The following is a 15,098-nucleotide window of genomic DNA, read 5'->3' on the forward strand; positions in this document are numbered from 1 at the left end:
CGCGTCAGGCGGGCTGCTCCGTGTCCGGGATCCAGTGGCCGTGGATGCCGGCCGGCACCCTGCGGGGGAGTTCGACGGCGGCCACCGTGCTCAGGTCGCTCGCGTCAAGGACGAGCAGCTCCGAGGCGTCGGCCTTGAGGTCGCTGACGAGGGTGAGCAGGTAGCCGTCGTCCTCGGCGGTCGCGCCCTCGGCGGGTGCGAAGACGGCCTCGCCGGGCATGCGGCCCTCGCCGTGGGCGAGGAGCTTCTCCCGGCCCGTGCGGGTGTCGAATTTGACGGTGTGGTAGCCGGACAGGCCCGCGCCGGGGAAGGCGATGGCGTAGCTGTAGCGGTGGGCCGAACCGGTGTGGGCGTCGTTGATCGACGGGAACTCGGTGACCAGGTCGTTGAGGGATTCCGTGGTGACCTCGCCCGTGGCCGGGTCGATGATCCACCGGTAGAGGGTCGAGCCGGCGTCGGGGCTGGTGCCGTAGCCGGGAGCGCCGACCCACCACTTCCACGAGTTCTCCCAGGCGGAACGGTCGAAGCGCGGCGCTTCGAGGACGATCCGGCCGCGGGCGTCGGTGTAGGCGTTGGCGATGTGCAGCAGGGCCGCCTGGTCGGGCGCCTCGAACCAGGTGGTCGTGCCTCCGGCGCGCGGCAGCACGCCGATGCGCAGCGGGACGTCGTCGTGCCAGCGGTAGGGGATGCCGGAATGCTCGGCATGGTCGAAGACCACGGGCGAGTTGATGAAGACGACGTGCTCGCGGGTGATGGCGAAGTCGTGCATGAGCGAGGGGCCGGAGCCGTCGATGACCTGCGAGGTGACGATGTCGCCGCCGGCGTCGGCCACGTAGTAGGTCAGGTACGGCGGGAAGGGGCTGTAGCTGAAGAAGTGCAGCTCGCCGGTCTCCGGGTCCTCCTTGGGGTGCGCGGTCATCGCGCTCGCGAGTTTGCCGCCGAAGTCGTGGACGCCGATGGTGTCGAGGTCGGCGCTGACCTCGTAGGGCAGGTTGGCCTCCTGCAGGGCCAGATAGCGGCCCCCGTGGAAGATGATGTTGGTGGCGGCGGCGCTGACGTCGAGCTCGGTTCCGGTGAACGGCACACCGTCCAGGAAGGGCGTGCGCACCCAGCGGTTGCGGTACCACTCGGCCCGGCCGCCCGTGAGACGGACGCCGTGGATCATGCCCTCGCCCCGGAACCAGTGGGTGGGGGTGATGCCCGGCTTGGGGTTGTGGCCGTTGCGGAAATAGCGGCCGTTCAGCTCGGGCGGGAGGGTGCCGCGCACCTTCAGCTCATGGCCGGTGATCTCGTCGGTGACGGGGGCGAAGTGACCGTTGATGTACGGCTTGTCCAGGGTCATGGTCATGCCTTTCGTGTCGGGAGAGGCGAGCGCGTGGAGAGAGTCGCGAGCGCTGAGATGAGCAGGGTCAGGGCGGCGCAGGCCGCGAACGCCGCGCCGGAGGAGGGGAGCAGCGTCAGGAAGGCCAGGCCGATGGCTCCGCCGATCTGCCGGGTGGCGTTGACCAGCCCGCCGGCCAGGCCGTTGTCGGCGGCCGGGACGCCCGTGGAGGACATCGCGGTGAGCCGGACGAAGGCCACCCCCAGGCCGACGCCGATGAGGAGCGTCGGGCCGAGCAGGTCCACAAGGAAGGTGCCGTCGGCCGGAGTCCGGGACAGCCAGGCCAGTCCCGCCGCGAGGACCAGCAGCCCCACGGGGAGCACAGGGCGGCCCGAGACCCTGCCGGTCACCCATGAGGAGAGGGTGATCATGAGGGCGAGGGGCAGCTGGGTCAGCCCGGCCTCCAACGGCGAGTAGCCGAGGACGCGTTGCTGGTAGAGCGGCAGGAAGTAGAACAGCCCGAGCCAGACCGCGCCCAGCAGGGCCATCAGCAGGTTGGGCACCGCCACCACCCTCATGCGCACCGGCAGCAGCGGGTCGGCGGCGCGGCGCTGGAACGCCACGAACAGGCCGAGCAGCGCCAGACCGATCACCGCGAGCGGCCAGGGGCCTGACAGGCCGTAGGTGAGCGCGACCAGTCCCGCCGTCACCGCCACCGTGCCCGGCGCGTCCAGGCTTCCGCCGCGTGGCCGGTCGGCCCCGACCAGCAGCCGGGTGGCCACCAGGACGGCCAGCGCGAGGGGCACCATCACGACGAACACCGCACGCCAGCCGTACAGGCTGGTGAGCAGGCCGCTCAGCAGTACGCCCGCCGCCCCGCCGGCACCGGAGACCGCGCCCCACACACCGAGCGCGGTGCCACGCCGCTCCCCGTCGGGGTAGAGCGTCAGCACGAGGGCCAGCGCCGTGGGCGCCAGGAGCGCGGCGCCGATTCCCTGCATCGCCCGGCAGACGATCAGCACGACCGCCGTGGGCGCCAGTGCCGCGCCCAGGGAGGAGAGGGCGAACAGACCGATGCCGAGCAGGAACACGCGGCGCAGGCCGTGGACGTCACCCGCGCGCCCGCCCGGCAGCAGCAGTGCGCCGAAGACCAGGACGTAGGCGTTGACCGTCCACGCCTGGCTCGTGTCCGACAGATCGAGGCCGGTCCGGATCCGCGGCAGGGCGACGTTCACGATCGACGTGCTCAGTACGACCAGGAACTGGGCCGTGGCCAGGACCGCCAGCGGCATCCAGCCGGTGGTGGTGGTCGTCCGTTTCGGTGCGGTGCGGGTCATGGCTCGACACTCGCAGCGGGCGTACGGCGCTCGCGTCGGTGGTCATCGCCTATATCGCCTATGCGGGGTGTCGCGTACGGCCGTTGGGCGCGGGGCGTGCGGGCGTGCGCGGATTCCCCTGCGGCGTACGACCGCATAGGTTGTCGATCATGCCCGGGACATACACAGATGTGCTGATCGGTCGTCAGGACGAGATACGCCGGCTCGACGCCCTGCTGCAATCGGCACGGGAGGGCAGGGGCGGTGCCCTGGTCCTGCGCGGTGAGCCGGGCATCGGCAAGAGCGCGCTGCTGCGGCATCTGGACGAGTCCGCGACCGGATTCCTCGTCATGCGGGCGTCCGGCGCGGAGTTCGAGACGGAGCTGCCGTTCGCCGCGCTGCACCAGCTGCTCGCGCCCGTCACCGGCGGACTGGCGGCGTTGCCCGCGCCGCACCGCAAGGCGCTGGAGATCGCCTTCGGCCTCGACATCGGCACACCCGATCCGTTCCTGGTCGGAGTCGCGTCGCTGGGCCTGCTCGCGGAGACCGCGCGGGAACGCCCGCTGCTGTGCGTCGTCGACGACGCACAGTGGCTCGACCGGGCGTCGGCCAAGGCGCTGGCCTTCCTGGCCCGCCGGGTCTCGGCCGAATCGATCGCCCTCGTGTTCGCGGCCCGTGAGCCGAGCCGGCCGCCCGAACTGGACGAGCTGCCCGGCCATGCGCTTCAGGGCCTCGGCGCGGCGGATGCCCGCGCGCTGCTCGCCGCGGCGATCCGCGCGCCCCTGGACGAGCGGGTGCGCGACCGCATCCTGGCCGAGGCGCGCGGCAACCCCCTCGCGCTGGTGGAACTGCCCGCGACCGCCGGACTCGCCGGGATGGCGGGCGGATTCGCCCAGCCCGACTCGGTACCCGGCGTGATCGAGCAGAGCTTCCGCTCCCGGCTGGAACTCCTGACGCCGGCGGCCCGGACGCTGGTGACCGTCGCCGCCGCCGACCCGATCGGCGACCCCGGCCTGCTGTGGCGCGCGGCCGAACTCCTGGGCATCGACGCGACCGCCGTCGCCCGGTCCGTGCCGCTGGTCGAGTTCGGCACCCGGATCCGGTTCAGCCACCCCCTCGCCCGCTCGGCCGCCTACCGCGCCGCGGCGCCGGAGGAGCGGCGCAGGGCGCACCAGGCGCTGGCCGCCGTGACCGACCCGGTCGCCGACCCCGACCGGCGGGCCTGGCATCGCGCCCAGGCCAGTGCCGGCCCGGACGAGCAGGTCGCCGACGAACTCGAAGCCTCCGCCCACCGCGCTCAGGAACGCGGCGGGGCTGCCGCGGCGGCGGCCTTCTTCGCCCGCTCGGCCGCGCTCACGATCAGCCCGGTCCGACGCGCCGAGCGGGTCCTCGCCGCGGTCCAGGCCAAGCTCGCGGCGGGCGACTTCGACACGGCGGCCGATCTGCTCACCACCGTCCCCGCCGACGAGCCGAGCCGGGCCGCCAGGGCCGACCTGCTCCGCGGCAGGCTGTCGTTCGCCCGCCGCCGGGGCGACGACAGCCCCACGGCATACCTCCTGCGTGCCGCCGCGCGGCTGGCGGACACCGACCCCGCCTGGTCACGGGAGTGCTCCCTGGACGCCATGGAGATGGGACTTCTGCTCGGTGATCTCGCTGAGGTGGTGGAGGCCGTCGGGAAGGTCGCCTTGCCTCCGGGTGAACCGGCATCCGGCGCGGCGGCCGTCCTGACCGGCCTCGTCAGCCTGGTCGGGGAGGGGCATGCGGCGGCGGGCGAGATCCTGAGGCCGGTCGTCGGGGACCCCGACGACGAGGTGTGGGCCAGGCGGCCGTCCCTGGGCTTCATGGTGGCCACCGAGCTGTGGAACTTCGACGCCCTGTGCGGCATCGCCACCCGTGCCGTCGCGGCCGGCCGCGAGTCGGGATCCTTCCACACGCTGCCCGTCGCACTGGCCATGCGGGCCACCGCGACCGTGCACAGGGGTGACTTCGGTGCCGCGACGGAGCTGATCTCCGAGGAGGAGGCGATCGCCGATGCCACCGGGGCGGCACCGCTGGTCTATCCGCGTCTCCACCTGGCCGCGCTGCGCGGGCGGCGCAAGGAGGCCGTCGACCTGTTCGCGTCGGTGGATCACCGGATGAGCCTCAGCGTGGCCTGGGCGACGGCCGTGCTCGGCAACGGCCTGGCCGACTACCCGGCCGCGCTGGAGGCGGCGCGGCGGGCGGTCGAGTACGGCGCCGTCGGCACGGCGGGCCTTGCCCTGCCCGAGCTGGTCGAGGCGGCCGTACGGTGCGGCGAGACCGAGGTCGCCGCCGCGGCCCTCGCGTCTCTCCAGGAGCGCACGCGGGCGGGCCGGCAGGCCTGGGGTCTGGGCGTCGAGGCCTGTGCCCGGGCCCTGGTGACCGAGGACGAGTCGGCCTACCAGGAGGCGATCGGTCTGCTCGACGACGGCACGCTGGTCGTCTACCGCGCCCGGGCACAGCTGCTGTACGGGGAGTGGCTGCGCCGCCGGGGCCGACGGCGTGACGCCCGGTCCGCGCTGCGGCCGGCGCACGAGGCGCTGTCCGACCTCGGCATGGAGGCGTTCGCCGAGCGCGCCGCCGGTGAGTTGCGGGCCACGGGCGAGCAGGCCCGCAGCCGCACGTCGACCGCTTCGGACCAGCTGACGATGCAGGAGCTGCACATCGCCCGCCTGGTCGCCGACGGCGCCACCTCCAAGGAAGTGGCGGCGAAGCTGTTCCTCAGCCCGCGGACGGTCGACGCGCATCTGCGCAACATCTTCCGCAAGCTCGGGCTCACTTCACGCAGGCAACTGCGGGACCTGCCCGGCCTCCGTTAGCCGCATGGTGGTGGCCGCGGCCTCGGGCCCGTTCATGGACTCCACGGGGCCGGGCCAACTCAGCCCGTACTTGGCCCGGTAGGCGTCGGAGACCCGCTGGACGAGTTCGGGGTCGTCCGCCGGCTGGAGGGCGACCGGCAGTCTGGCCCCGGCCGCCTCCACCTCCATGTCCGCGTGCCGCAGGACCCGGCGGTACCAGGCGCCGCGCCTCCCGAAGGCCGAGCGGACGTACGCCTTTCCGTCGAGCACCACCACCCAGACCGGTCTGGACGACCACCGGCCGTTCGCGTGTCGTACCCACAAGACGATCTCCGTACGGTCCATGACAGTGTCCATGGGCCGACTCTCGCCGCGCGGGCACCGCGTACGCGTCGGTGGTCGTCACCTAGACGGGTGTGCGCTGTAGCCGTGTATCCGTCAGCCGGAGAACGGGACGGCGTCGGCCGGGTCGGCGTGCCAGTTGGTGGCGACGGGCCTGTCGACCAGGGCGGTGTCGGGGAGGTCGAGACTGATGGAGTTGGCCTCGTCGCCCGCGACGGACAGGTGGATCCGCTCGAACTCCTTGCCGAAGTCGTTGTTGGTGGTCTTGGGGTTGATGCCGGCGTAGGCCCGGGTGGAGCCGGAGAGGACGACGTTCTCGCTGACCGCGTGCTCGGCCGGTCCCACCTCGGTGTCGGCGGCCGAGCCGAAGGACGCGGAGGGGAAGACACCCTTCAGGTAGCAGGTGACGCCCGACTTGGCCTTGGCGGTGAGGAGGTAGTAGCCACCCGCCTGCGTCTCCGTGGTGAGCTTGAAAGTCAGGTCCTTGGTCACGCAGGCCCGCGCGGCGCTGCTCTTGCTGTCGGCGGTCGCGGTCGCGGTCGCGGTGGCAGTGAGGGCGACCGCCGCGACGGCGGCCAGGGCGAGACGGGCGGGGCGGGCGGCAAAGCGCGAACGCATCGAGATCTCCATCGTGCAGAGGTGGGTCGTCCAGCGGGTTGCTGGGACGACCGCAGCCTGTTCCGTGATCCGTCCCGCCCGCCACAAACGGCGGTGATGACGGGACGCCGGAACGCTGGAACAGGGTCTGACCAGCAAAGACGCCGAGCGCCTGGAACGGTGCGCTGGGACGCGCCGTCACCTCCCCGACCGGATGGCAACGCACTTCTCGCTCACCGGAGAAGCGGATGGGTTCACCGGGCCCGGTGCGTTCCTGGCGATGAGCACGGTGCTGCTCGTCCTGACCGGCGCGACCATGGCCGTGCTCATGGCTCGGGTGCATGCCCGGAGCGTCTGGCTCCTGGTCACCGCGTATGCGGGCGCCGGGTTCATGGGCTCGCTGTTCGTGTCGGTGCAGTGGGTCAACCAGGCCGCGGACGAGGACACTTCCGCTGTCCGGTTCCCCGTGTGGCACCTGGTGATCGCCACCGCCCTCGTCTGCGCCGCCCTCGCCGCCACGGGCTTGGTGCTGACCACCGCGGCCGTCGCCCTGCTCCCGTTCACCGGGCCGCTGGGCGTCGCCGCCCTTCTGGCGGGCGGCGTCCTCTGTCTCGGCTTCGCCCGTCTGCACGTCACCGTGGGCCGCCAGGGGCTGACCGTGACGCCCGGGCGGCTCCCATGGCCCCGGATCCGCGTACCGCTGGAGGCCATGACCGGCGCCTCGCACCGGGAGATCGACGCCCTCGGCGACTTCGGCGGCTGGGGCTACCGGATCCGCCCCGGTGCCTCGGGCGTGATCCTGCGCTCCGGGCCGACGCTCTTCGTCCGCCGCGCGGGCGGGCGGGACTTCGCCGTCACGGTCGACGACGCGGCCACCGCGGCCGCCCTGCTCAACACCCTGATCGCCCGGCGAAAGGCGCACTGACATGCTGATCCGCGTCGACCCGGGATCGGCCGTCCCCCTCGGCGACCAGATCGCCGCGCGGGTACGGCGGGCCATCGCCGACGGCGAGGTGGCCCCGGGGAAGCGGCTGCCGTCGGCCCGCGCCCTCGCGGAATCACTCGGGGTCAATCTCCACACCGTGCTCCGCGGCTACCAACGGCTGCGCGACGAAGGGCTGATCGAGCTGCGCCGCGGGCGCGGGGCGGTCGTGCTCGCCGGCACCCCGGCCCGCGCCCGCCTGCTGGAGCGGGTGCGTGCGCTGGTGTCCGAGGCGAACGCCCTCGGCCTGTCCGAGGACGAGGTGGTCGGGCTCGTACGCAGCGGCCTCAGGGGAAGTGAGGCCTGATCCCCGTACCGACACCCCTGCCCCCGTTCCCGCTCACCGGCGCGGCTCCCAGCGGAACAGGCGGGACGCCAGCGCGATGGCGACGACGACCCAGCTCAGTGTGGGCGCCAGCAGGAGGAGGGAGTCCGCGACGGGGACGCCGCCGTTCCAGGCGTTGAGGACCAGTTCGGTGGCCGAGCCGCCGGGGAGCAGCCGCTTGAGCAGGGTGAGTTCCTCCGTGCCGGTGATCCCCACCCAGCTGGCGACGGCGATGGTGCCGAGGCTGACCGGCAGCGTGGTCACCTGGGCGTGCTCGGGGGAGTTCGTCAGTCCGGCCGTGGCCAGTCCCAGTCCGAGCATCATGACGACTGTGGAGAGGACCGCCGCCGCCAGGAGGGGGACGTTGGCCGGTTCGCCGGCGACCGAGGCCAGCACCACGAGAATCGCGACCACCTGGACCAGCGACAGGACGGTGACCGGGAGCATCAGCCCGGAGAGGATGCCGGCGTCGCCCGCCGGGGTGGAGCGCAGCCGCTTGAGGAAGAGATTCTGACGGCGTGAGGCCAGAGTGGTCACGGTGGTCGTGTAGAGCCCGAACGCCCCTACGGTGAACACCACCACCGCCGCGATGTAGCCGAGGCTGCCCAGGTCCGCGAAGACCTCGTGCCGGCGGATGAAGTACGCGCTGACCGCCGTGGGCATGATCAAACTGGTGACCAGAACCAGCCGGTTCCGGAAGATCTGGATCAGCTCGCCGAGAGCGATGGAAAGCATGGTGAAGGGCCTTTTCCTGGGAGGTGCCGGGGGAGGGGTGACCGTGGGAGGGAGGAGGGGCTAGTCGTCGCCGATGGCGCGGAAGACGTCGTCGAGCCGGGTCGGCCCGGCTTCGAGGTCCCGCAGCTCCAGCCCGTTGGCGTGCGCCCAGTCGAGCAGGGCGTAGAGGGTCTCCTGCAGCCCGAACGTCTCGACGAGGAACCGTCCGTCACTCACACGCGTGGCCCGCAGCGGCAGCGCCGGTGCGGCGGCCGGGAGCGAGAAGCGGATGACGGCCGGCAGCGTCCGCGTCAGCTCGGCGACGGTCCCCTCCTGGTGGAAGGCGCCCTTGTGCATGAGCCCGACACGATCGGCGCGCGCCTGGGCCTCCTCCAGGTAGTGCGTGGTGAGCACGACGGTGGAGCCGTCTTCGCGCAGTTTGTCCACGGCGTCCCACAGGGCGTCCCGGGACTGGATGTCCAAACCGGTGGTCGGCTCGTCGAGGAAGATCAGCTCGGGCTTCCCGTACACGGCCGTGGCGAAGTCCAGCCGCCGCTTCTCACCGCCGGAGAGCTGGGACACCTTGGTGCCGGCCTTGTGCGTGAGGTCGACGACGTCGAGGACGCGTTCGACCCTGTCCCCGCGCCGGGAGAGCGCACCGATCATCCGGACGGTTTCCTTCACCGTCAGATCCGGGGAGAACCCGCTCTCCTGGAGCATGATGCCCATCCTGGGCCGCACGGACCGGCGGTCGCGGGGGCTCTGCCCGAAGACCCGCACGGTGCCCGAGGTGGCCGCGCGGTGGCCTTCGACGGTCTCCAGGGTCGAGGTCTTGCCGGCCCCGTTCGTGCCGAGCAGCGCGTACAGCTCCCCCTTCCGCACCTGGAACGACAGGTCCTTCACGGCGTGGAAGTCGCCGTAGCTGAGGTTGAGGTGTTCAACGTCGATGACTGGTGTCGAGGTCATGCGTCGATCTCAGCCGACGTCACGCTCGTCCGGCAGTGCCGTGGTGTCATCGTCGCGGTGTGACATCTCGGGGGGTGGACCCATGACGTGGTGTCACTGGTGCCGCCCGTGAGCAGGCAGAACACTGCGGGGAGACTCTGCTGTTCGACCCCGGAGCGCCGTACATGGACACCAGACCCCTGCGCATACTGCTGACGGCCAATATCGCCGTCTTCCTCCTGGTGTGCGCGGTTTTCCTCGTCCACCTCCTCGGCGTCGGTCTCTACCCTGACGCCATGGAGTCCTGGCTCGAGAACAACCAGTGGCTGATGTGGACGGCCGCGGCCCTCACCGTGGCGAGCGCCTCGGCGATCCCGCTGCTCAGCGTGCGGACTCGGCGGTGAGGTCGCCGGACCGCGGGGGAGCGCGGGAGCGGCTGCGCCGGCTGAACGTCACCACGATGGTCACGGTGAACGCCTCCGTCGGGACCCTGCTGGTGGCGGTCGACGCCCGGACGTGGTGGGACGCCGTCATCCTGAGCCTGGGCGTGGCCGCGGCGCTGGTCGCCTCCGCGCGGTGGACGGCGAGCGGCATTCCGCGGTTCGTCCTCCCGTGCCTGGTCATCACCGCGCTGGTGTGGATCGCCGGGGTGCTGTTCGTGGGCGGCCATACGGCGTTCTACGGCATCTCCGTCCTGGGCCCGCTGTACGCGCCCAAGCTGCAGCGCCACCGCGTCGTGGCCGCCGTCGGACTGATCGCCTTCGTCGCCGCCGTGGGCACGGCCCGGCTGCTGGTCGCACCGGCGGATGTGCCGGAGGCCCTGCTCCTCTATGTCCTCACCCCGGCAGGCGTCATGGTCGTGGTGACCGGCGGCATGTTCGCCGGGCAGGTCTTCTACGACCTCGTCGAGGAGCTGGAGCAGTCACGGGAACGTGAAGCTGAACTGGCGGTCGTCCGGGAACGCGTGCGCTTCGCCAGTGATCTGCACGATATCCAGGGCCACACACTGCATGTGGTCAAGCTGAAGATCGCGCTGGCCGAGAAGCTGGTGCGCAGTGACATCGGGCGGGTGGAGGAGGAACTCCGGGAGGTGCGCGCCCTGGTCGGCGACACCATCACCCAGACCAAGGAGCTGGCGTACGCACAGCGGCGGCTCAATCTGTCCGTGGAGCTGGAGAACGCGAAGAACCTCTTCGAAGCCGCGGGCATCCGCGTGCGGGTCGACCGCGAGGCCGACGTCGACGAGCGGGTCAACGAACTGCTCGGCCAGGTCCTGCGCGAGACGACGACGAACATCCTGCGCCACGCACAGGCCACGCAGGTGCGGATCACTCTCGCGGAATCGGGCATCACCATCGTCAACGACGGCGCGGGGACGGCTCCCCTGTCCGGACTCAGCGGACTGTCCACGCTCAGGGAGCGGGTGGGCGACAACGGCGGTGAGCTGACGGTGGAGCAGACGGACGGGCGCTTCCTCACGGCCGCGGCGTTTTCGAACGGGAGGGCCGACCGATGACCACCGTGGTGCTCGCCGACGACGAGGCCCTGCTCCGCAAGGCGCTGGCGGCGTTGCTGAGCCTGGAGGACGAGATCACCGTGCTCGCCGAAGCGCACGACGGCGAATCGGCGGTCCGGGCCACACTCCTGCACCATCCCGACGTGCTCGTGATCGATCTGGAGATGCCCGGTGTGGACGGACTGGGCGCTGTCGCGGAGATCCGCCGTGCCCGGCCGGAGCAGGTGATCCTCATGCTGACCCGCCATGCCAGGCCCGGAGTGCTCCGCAAGGCCCTGAGACTGGGCGTCCAGGGCTTCGTCAGCAAGTCCGCGGAACCCGCGCACATCACGTCGGTCATCAACACGCTGCACGACGGCAAGCGCTGGATCGACCCGGACGTCTCCGCGCTCGCCGTCGTCGACGACTGTCCCCTCACCGACCGGGAGATCGACGTCCTGCGCGTCACGCGCGACGGCTATTCCGTCGCCGACATCGCCGCCCGCCTCCACTTGGCGGAGGGCACCGTACGCAACTACCTCTCGAACGCCATGCAGAAGACCCAGACCCGGACCCGGCACGAAGCGGCGCGTTACGCCCGGGAGCACGACTGGCTGTAGCGGCGGGCACCGCCAGAGGGGCGTCAGGAGTGGCCCGGTACGCTGCCGAGGCGTGCGGGGGAACCGCCCCTCGCAGCCCGACGCTCCCGAAGGCCCGGCCCTGATGCGACCGCACCGCCCGCGAGGACTCGCCTCCCCGGCGTCCGGCGTGCTGCGCGGGCTCAGGGCGGGTGTGCTCGCCGTGCTGTGCGTGCTGCTGCCGCTGGCCGGGCACGTGCTGGCGCGGTGCCATGCTCCTCGGTGGATCATCGTGGCCGGGATGGCCGCGGTGGCCGTGCCGGGCGCGACGGTGCTGACGCGGCGGAGGCTGACGGACACCCAGGTGCTGACGGTGCTCGCCGCCGCGCAACTGGCCTGTCACACCGCGTACTCCCTGCCCGGCGCGTGTGCGGCCGTGGCGGAACGGGGTGGCTCCGGCGGCTTGTCCCGGCTGGTCGAACACGACGCGGTCGCCGGTGCGCCGCCCGGGGTGGTGCTGGCCGGCCATGCGGTCATGCTCCTGCTCGCCGCCCGTCTGCTGGGCCTCACCGAGCGGCTGCTGTGGCAGAGCCGGACGCTCTGGACGGTCGTACGACGTCTGCTGCTGTTCCTGTGGCCGCTGCTGAGCGGCCGCCACGGCAACGGCCCGCGGGTCGCGGTGCGCGAGAGCGCGGCTCCGCCGGTGTCGGCGCTGCTGGTGCGGCTGAACGAGGGCAGGGCGCCCCCACGTCACCGCCGCGGCCCGTTCGTCCTGCCCCTTTTCGGCTGATGCCGATCGGTGGTCCCTGCCTGCCCTGACGGGCACGCGGCGGGACGGCCGCCCGGCGCGCGGCACGCCGCGCGGACCGGCGGATCGACCGCGGCGACGGCGGAAGCGACCCGCTCGCCGCCCACAACCCCTGCTTGGTCGGCCCGCACCACCACGACCACTTCCCCCCCGAGGAATCATGAAGAAACCGTACAAACACCTGATCGTCGCCGCCGTCCTCGTGGCCGGTTTCGCCGCGGCCCTCGGCTCCTACCTGCTGCTCAGGCCCGACGACGGCGGCAGCGCCGGGGCGGACGTGCGGCCCGCCGCCGAGGCGCTGCCCGTCCGGGCCTCCAGCCACCGGCTGACCGAGCCGGAGCGCGGCGAGCTCACGATCGTCGAGTTCCTCGACTTCGAGTGTGAGGCGTGCGGGGCGTACTACCCGGTCGTCGAGCGGCTGCGTGAGGAGTACGGCGACCGGGTCACCTTCGTCGCCCGCTACTTCCCCATGCCCGGACACCGCAACGCCGAGCCGGCCGCCCGCGCCGCCGAGGCCGCCGCCCGCCAGGGCAGGTTCGAGGCCATGTACACCAAGCTCTTCACCACGCAGAAGGAGTGGGGCGAGTCGCAGGAGTGGAAGGCACCCGTCTTCCGCGGCTACGCCGAGGAACTCGGCCTGAACATGAAGAAGTTCGACGCCGACTTCGCCGACAAGGAGACGGCCGGACGCATCCAGGCCGACCAGCGCGACGGCCTCGGCCTCGGCGTCCAGGGCACCCCGACCTTCCTCGTCGACGGGACCAGGATCCAACCCCCCGCCTCCTACGAGGAGTTCAAGGCGCTCATCGAGGACAGGCTCGGCGACTGACCCCGCCCCGGCACCCCCGGAAGCCGCTTAACATCACCGTGATGACGAGCAGGACGCTGACGCAGCGCAGACCCCGCGGAGCGTGGTGGACCACGTGGGCCCGGGTCCTCCGTCCTGCCCTCGCCGTCCTGCTCGCGGCGGTGGTGATGTGCCTGGGGTGCGCGGAACACGGCGGCGTCGACGGCGGCCACCGGGCCGGGCATCACGCCGTCACGGCCGTGCATGCGGACGACTGTCCGACCGGGGACGCGTGCTGTGCCTCGGCCGTACATCCGGCGGCCGGGGCGCTCGCGGCCCCCGTGCAACCGATGCCGGCGCTGCTGCCCCGCATGCCGGATCTCCCCAGGCGGCAGGGCAGCCCCGGGCTCCTCGCCCAGCCTCCTCCCGCGAGCGGCGCTCCCGACCTTCACGTCCTTCAGGTGCTGCGGACCTGAGCCGGATGCCATCACGCCGTGCGCCCACGCGAGCGCACGGCGACCCGAGACATCCAAGCAGCCCCGCACCGCCCGCCGTACGGCGCGAAGGAAGAAGGACACCCAGCCATGAGCAAGACCAGCAAGAAGGCCGCCGCCGGTACCCGCAAGGCCCGTATCGAGGAGATGCGCCGCGCCGAGAGATCCCGCGAGCGCCGCAACCGCGTCATCACCATCACGCTCAGCACGGTCATCGTCGCCGGACTGGCCGGCTTCGGCGCCTACGCCCTCGACAAGGCCGACGAGAAGGAGGAGCAGCAGGCCGCCGCCGCGAAGAAGCCCGTACGCGGCGAGCAGACCTGGGACGCCAAGAAGCTCGGCCGCGAGCACGTCCAGGCCGCCGTCGACTACCCGATGAACCCGCCCGTCGGCGGCGACCACCACCAGGCGTGGATGACCTGCGACGGCACCGTCTACACCAAGGCCATAGGCAAGGAGAACGCCGTCCACTCCCTCGAACACGGGGCGGTCTGGGTGACGTACAACGACAAGGCCGCCGACGCCGACGTCAAGGCGCTCGGTGACAAGGTCTCCAGGACCCCCTACACGCTGATGAGTCCGGTCGACGACCAGTCCGGGACGATCATGCTGTCGGCCTGGGGCTACCAGCTCACCGTGGACAAGGCGTCGGACCCGCGGGTCGAGCAGTTCCTGACCAAGTACGTTCAGGGCTCGCAGACGCCCGAGCCGGGCGCCGCCTGCGCGAACGGACTGACCCAGTAGCAGCCCATGGTGGTGAACTCGCGGGCATCCAACCTTGTATACAGCAGATGAGGAGGGGGGTCAGCCGACGATGTCGAGCTGAACCTCCCGGCCGAGGGCGAAGTCCTGTGCGGTCAGGCTGTCGATGAGGGCCTGCAGCGTCTGCGCCAGATGGTGACGGCAGGCCGCCGACGCGGCCTGTGCGTCGCCCCGCGTGATCGCCTTGAGCATGGCGCGGTGCTCCTCCAGCGACGTCAGCATGCGCCGGGATCCGCTGTGCGACAGATGTCGCAGCCGCACGGTCTGGCTGCGCAGGTCGCCGATCGTGCGGGCGAGGTAGGGGTTGCGGCACGCCGCGATGACCGCCTGGTCGAACCGCTCGGTCAGCTCGTAGAAACCCTGGTAGCCCCGTTCCTGCTCGGCCGCGTTCAGTGCCCGGAAGGAGGTGTCGAACTCGTCCAGCCGCTCCAGGAGTTCCCGGAACGGCGCGAGGGTCTGCTCACGGGCCGTGCCCGCCGTCGCGACCGAAGCGGCCGCCTCCGGCTCCAGCAGCATCCGGAAGTCGAACAGGGCGCGCACCCCGCCCAGCGAGATCCCCGCCACCCGGGCCACCTCGCCCGGCACGAAGTCGACGAGCCCCTCACGGGCCAGTCGCCGGATCGCCTCGCGCACCGGGGTGCGGGACGCCCCCAGTTCCTCCCCGAGCTGGATCTCGCTCAGCTTCGCCCCGGGGCGCAGACGCAGCGACTCGATGTCACCCTTCAGCCGCTCGTACACCGCTTCGCTCTTGCCGGTCGCCCGGACCATGGCACTCCCTCGTCGCCGGACCGCACATCGTGCTGTATACAGCCTAGC

Annotated in this window: 17 protein-coding genes; 10 read left to right on the forward strand and 7 right to left on the reverse strand. The window is 71.9% G+C overall.

All coding sequences use genetic code 11. The annotated features are described in order from the left end of the window. Nucleotides 1-4: 4 nt before the first annotated feature. Nucleotides 5-1,348 (reverse strand): carotenoid oxygenase family protein, encoded by a 1,344-nt coding sequence (locus ACFT4A_RS02600; RefSeq protein WP_382825277.1) that lies wholly within the window; start codon nt 1,346-1,348, stop codon nt 5-7. Next, complete coding sequence (locus ACFT4A_RS02605) at nt 1,345-2,658, reverse strand: MFS transporter (RefSeq protein WP_382825279.1); 1,314 nt, start codon at nt 2,656-2,658, stop codon at nt 1,345-1,347. The genes ACFT4A_RS02600 and ACFT4A_RS02605 overlap by 4 nt, the downstream gene beginning before the upstream one ends. A 149-nt stretch (nt 2,659-2,807) precedes the next feature. On the opposite strand from ACFT4A_RS02605, the gene ACFT4A_RS02610 reads away from it, so the two are divergent. After that, nucleotides 2,808-5,474 carry an AAA family ATPase gene (locus tag ACFT4A_RS02610; protein ID WP_382825281.1) on the forward strand — a complete coding sequence of 889 codons (2,667 nt, stop codon included), beginning with the start codon at nt 2,808-2,810 and terminating at the stop codon, nt 5,472-5,474. Here ACFT4A_RS02610 and ACFT4A_RS02615 read toward each other — a convergent pair. Both ACFT4A_RS02615 and ACFT4A_RS02620 read right to left on the reverse strand, forming a co-directional pair. Next, a complete protein-coding gene (locus ACFT4A_RS02615) occupies nt 5,436-5,810 on the reverse strand; it encodes a DUF2255 family protein (RefSeq protein WP_382825282.1) in 375 nt (124 codons plus the stop codon). The two genes, ACFT4A_RS02610 and ACFT4A_RS02615, sit on opposite strands and share 39 nt — an antisense overlap. Nucleotides 5,811-5,891: 81 nt before the next feature. Continuing rightward, nucleotides 5,892-6,413 carry a DUF4232 domain-containing protein gene (locus ACFT4A_RS02620; protein WP_382825284.1) on the reverse strand — a complete coding sequence of 174 codons (522 nt, stop codon included), beginning with the start codon at nt 6,411-6,413 and terminating at the stop codon, nt 5,892-5,894. Nucleotides 6,414-6,564: 151 nt separating this feature from the next. Here ACFT4A_RS02620 and ACFT4A_RS02625 point away from each other — a divergent pair, with 151 nt between their 5' ends. Then, on the forward strand, nt 6,565-7,317 hold the full coding sequence (locus ACFT4A_RS02625; protein ID WP_382825940.1) for a DUF1648 domain-containing protein: 753 nt from the start codon (nt 6,565-6,567) through the stop codon (nt 7,315-7,317). Between the two features lies 1 nt (nt 7,318). After that, entirely contained in the window at nt 7,319-7,681 is a 363-nt protein-coding gene (locus tag ACFT4A_RS02630) for a GntR family transcriptional regulator (RefSeq protein WP_382825285.1), read from the forward strand. A gap of 33 nt (nt 7,682-7,714) precedes the next feature. On the opposite strand, the gene ACFT4A_RS02635 is transcribed toward ACFT4A_RS02630, so the two are convergent. Continuing rightward, the gene (locus tag ACFT4A_RS02635; RefSeq protein WP_382825286.1) at nt 7,715-8,434 is read right to left on the reverse strand and encodes an ABC transporter permease; all 720 of its coding nucleotides are present in this window, start codon (nt 8,432-8,434) and stop codon (nt 7,715-7,717) included. Between the two features lie 60 nt (nt 8,435-8,494). Then, complete coding sequence (locus ACFT4A_RS02640; RefSeq protein ID WP_382825287.1) at nt 8,495-9,379, reverse strand: ABC transporter ATP-binding protein; 885 nt, start codon at nt 9,377-9,379, stop codon at nt 8,495-8,497. 164 nt (nt 9,380-9,543) lie between these two features. Between ACFT4A_RS02640 and ACFT4A_RS02645 the strand changes: the two genes are divergently transcribed. From ACFT4A_RS02645 to ACFT4A_RS02675, 7 genes are all read left to right on the forward strand, one after another. After that, nucleotides 9,544-9,762 carry a hypothetical protein gene (locus ACFT4A_RS02645; protein WP_382825289.1) on the forward strand — a complete coding sequence of 73 codons (219 nt, stop codon included), beginning with the start codon at nt 9,544-9,546 and terminating at the stop codon, nt 9,760-9,762. Then, entirely contained in the window at nt 9,759-10,874 is a 1,116-nt protein-coding gene (locus tag ACFT4A_RS02650; RefSeq protein ID WP_382825291.1) for a sensor histidine kinase, read from the forward strand. The genes ACFT4A_RS02645 and ACFT4A_RS02650 overlap by 4 nt, the downstream gene beginning before the upstream one ends. After that, entirely contained in the window at nt 10,871-11,473 is a 603-nt protein-coding gene (locus ACFT4A_RS02655) for a response regulator (RefSeq protein WP_382825293.1), read from the forward strand. Before ACFT4A_RS02650 ends, ACFT4A_RS02655 begins: the two co-directional genes overlap by 4 nt. Nucleotides 11,474-11,525: 52 nt before the next feature. Further along, nucleotides 11,526-12,221: a hypothetical protein gene (locus ACFT4A_RS02660; protein ID WP_382825295.1), complete on the forward strand. Its 696-nt coding sequence runs from the start codon at nt 11,526-11,528 to the stop codon at nt 12,219-12,221. Between the two features lie 178 nt (nt 12,222-12,399). Further along, nucleotides 12,400-13,068, forward strand: coding sequence for a DsbA family protein (locus tag ACFT4A_RS02665; protein WP_382825297.1), 669 nt, complete (start codon nt 12,400-12,402; stop codon nt 13,066-13,068). A 41-nt stretch (nt 13,069-13,109) separates the two neighbouring features. Beyond that, nucleotides 13,110-13,502, forward strand: a complete 393-nt coding sequence (locus tag ACFT4A_RS02670) for a hypothetical protein (RefSeq protein ID WP_382825299.1) — start codon at nt 13,110-13,112, stop codon at nt 13,500-13,502. Between the two features lie 108 nt (nt 13,503-13,610). After that, nucleotides 13,611-14,264, forward strand: a complete 654-nt coding sequence (locus tag ACFT4A_RS02675) for a DUF3105 domain-containing protein (RefSeq protein ID WP_382825300.1) — start codon at nt 13,611-13,613, stop codon at nt 14,262-14,264. A 60-nt stretch (nt 14,265-14,324) separates the two neighbouring features. Here the strand turns inward: ACFT4A_RS02675 and ACFT4A_RS02680 are convergent, their stop codons facing one another. Continuing rightward, nucleotides 14,325-15,050 carry a GntR family transcriptional regulator gene (locus ACFT4A_RS02680; RefSeq protein WP_382825302.1) on the reverse strand — a complete coding sequence of 242 codons (726 nt, stop codon included), beginning with the start codon at nt 15,048-15,050 and terminating at the stop codon, nt 14,325-14,327. Nucleotides 15,051-15,098 lie beyond the last annotated feature (48 nt).

Source organism: Streptomyces sp. NPDC057099 (assembly GCF_042671245.1).
In the GTDB taxonomy this organism is placed as follows: Bacteria; Actinomycetota; Actinomycetes; order Streptomycetales; family Streptomycetaceae; genus Streptomyces; species Streptomyces purpurascens.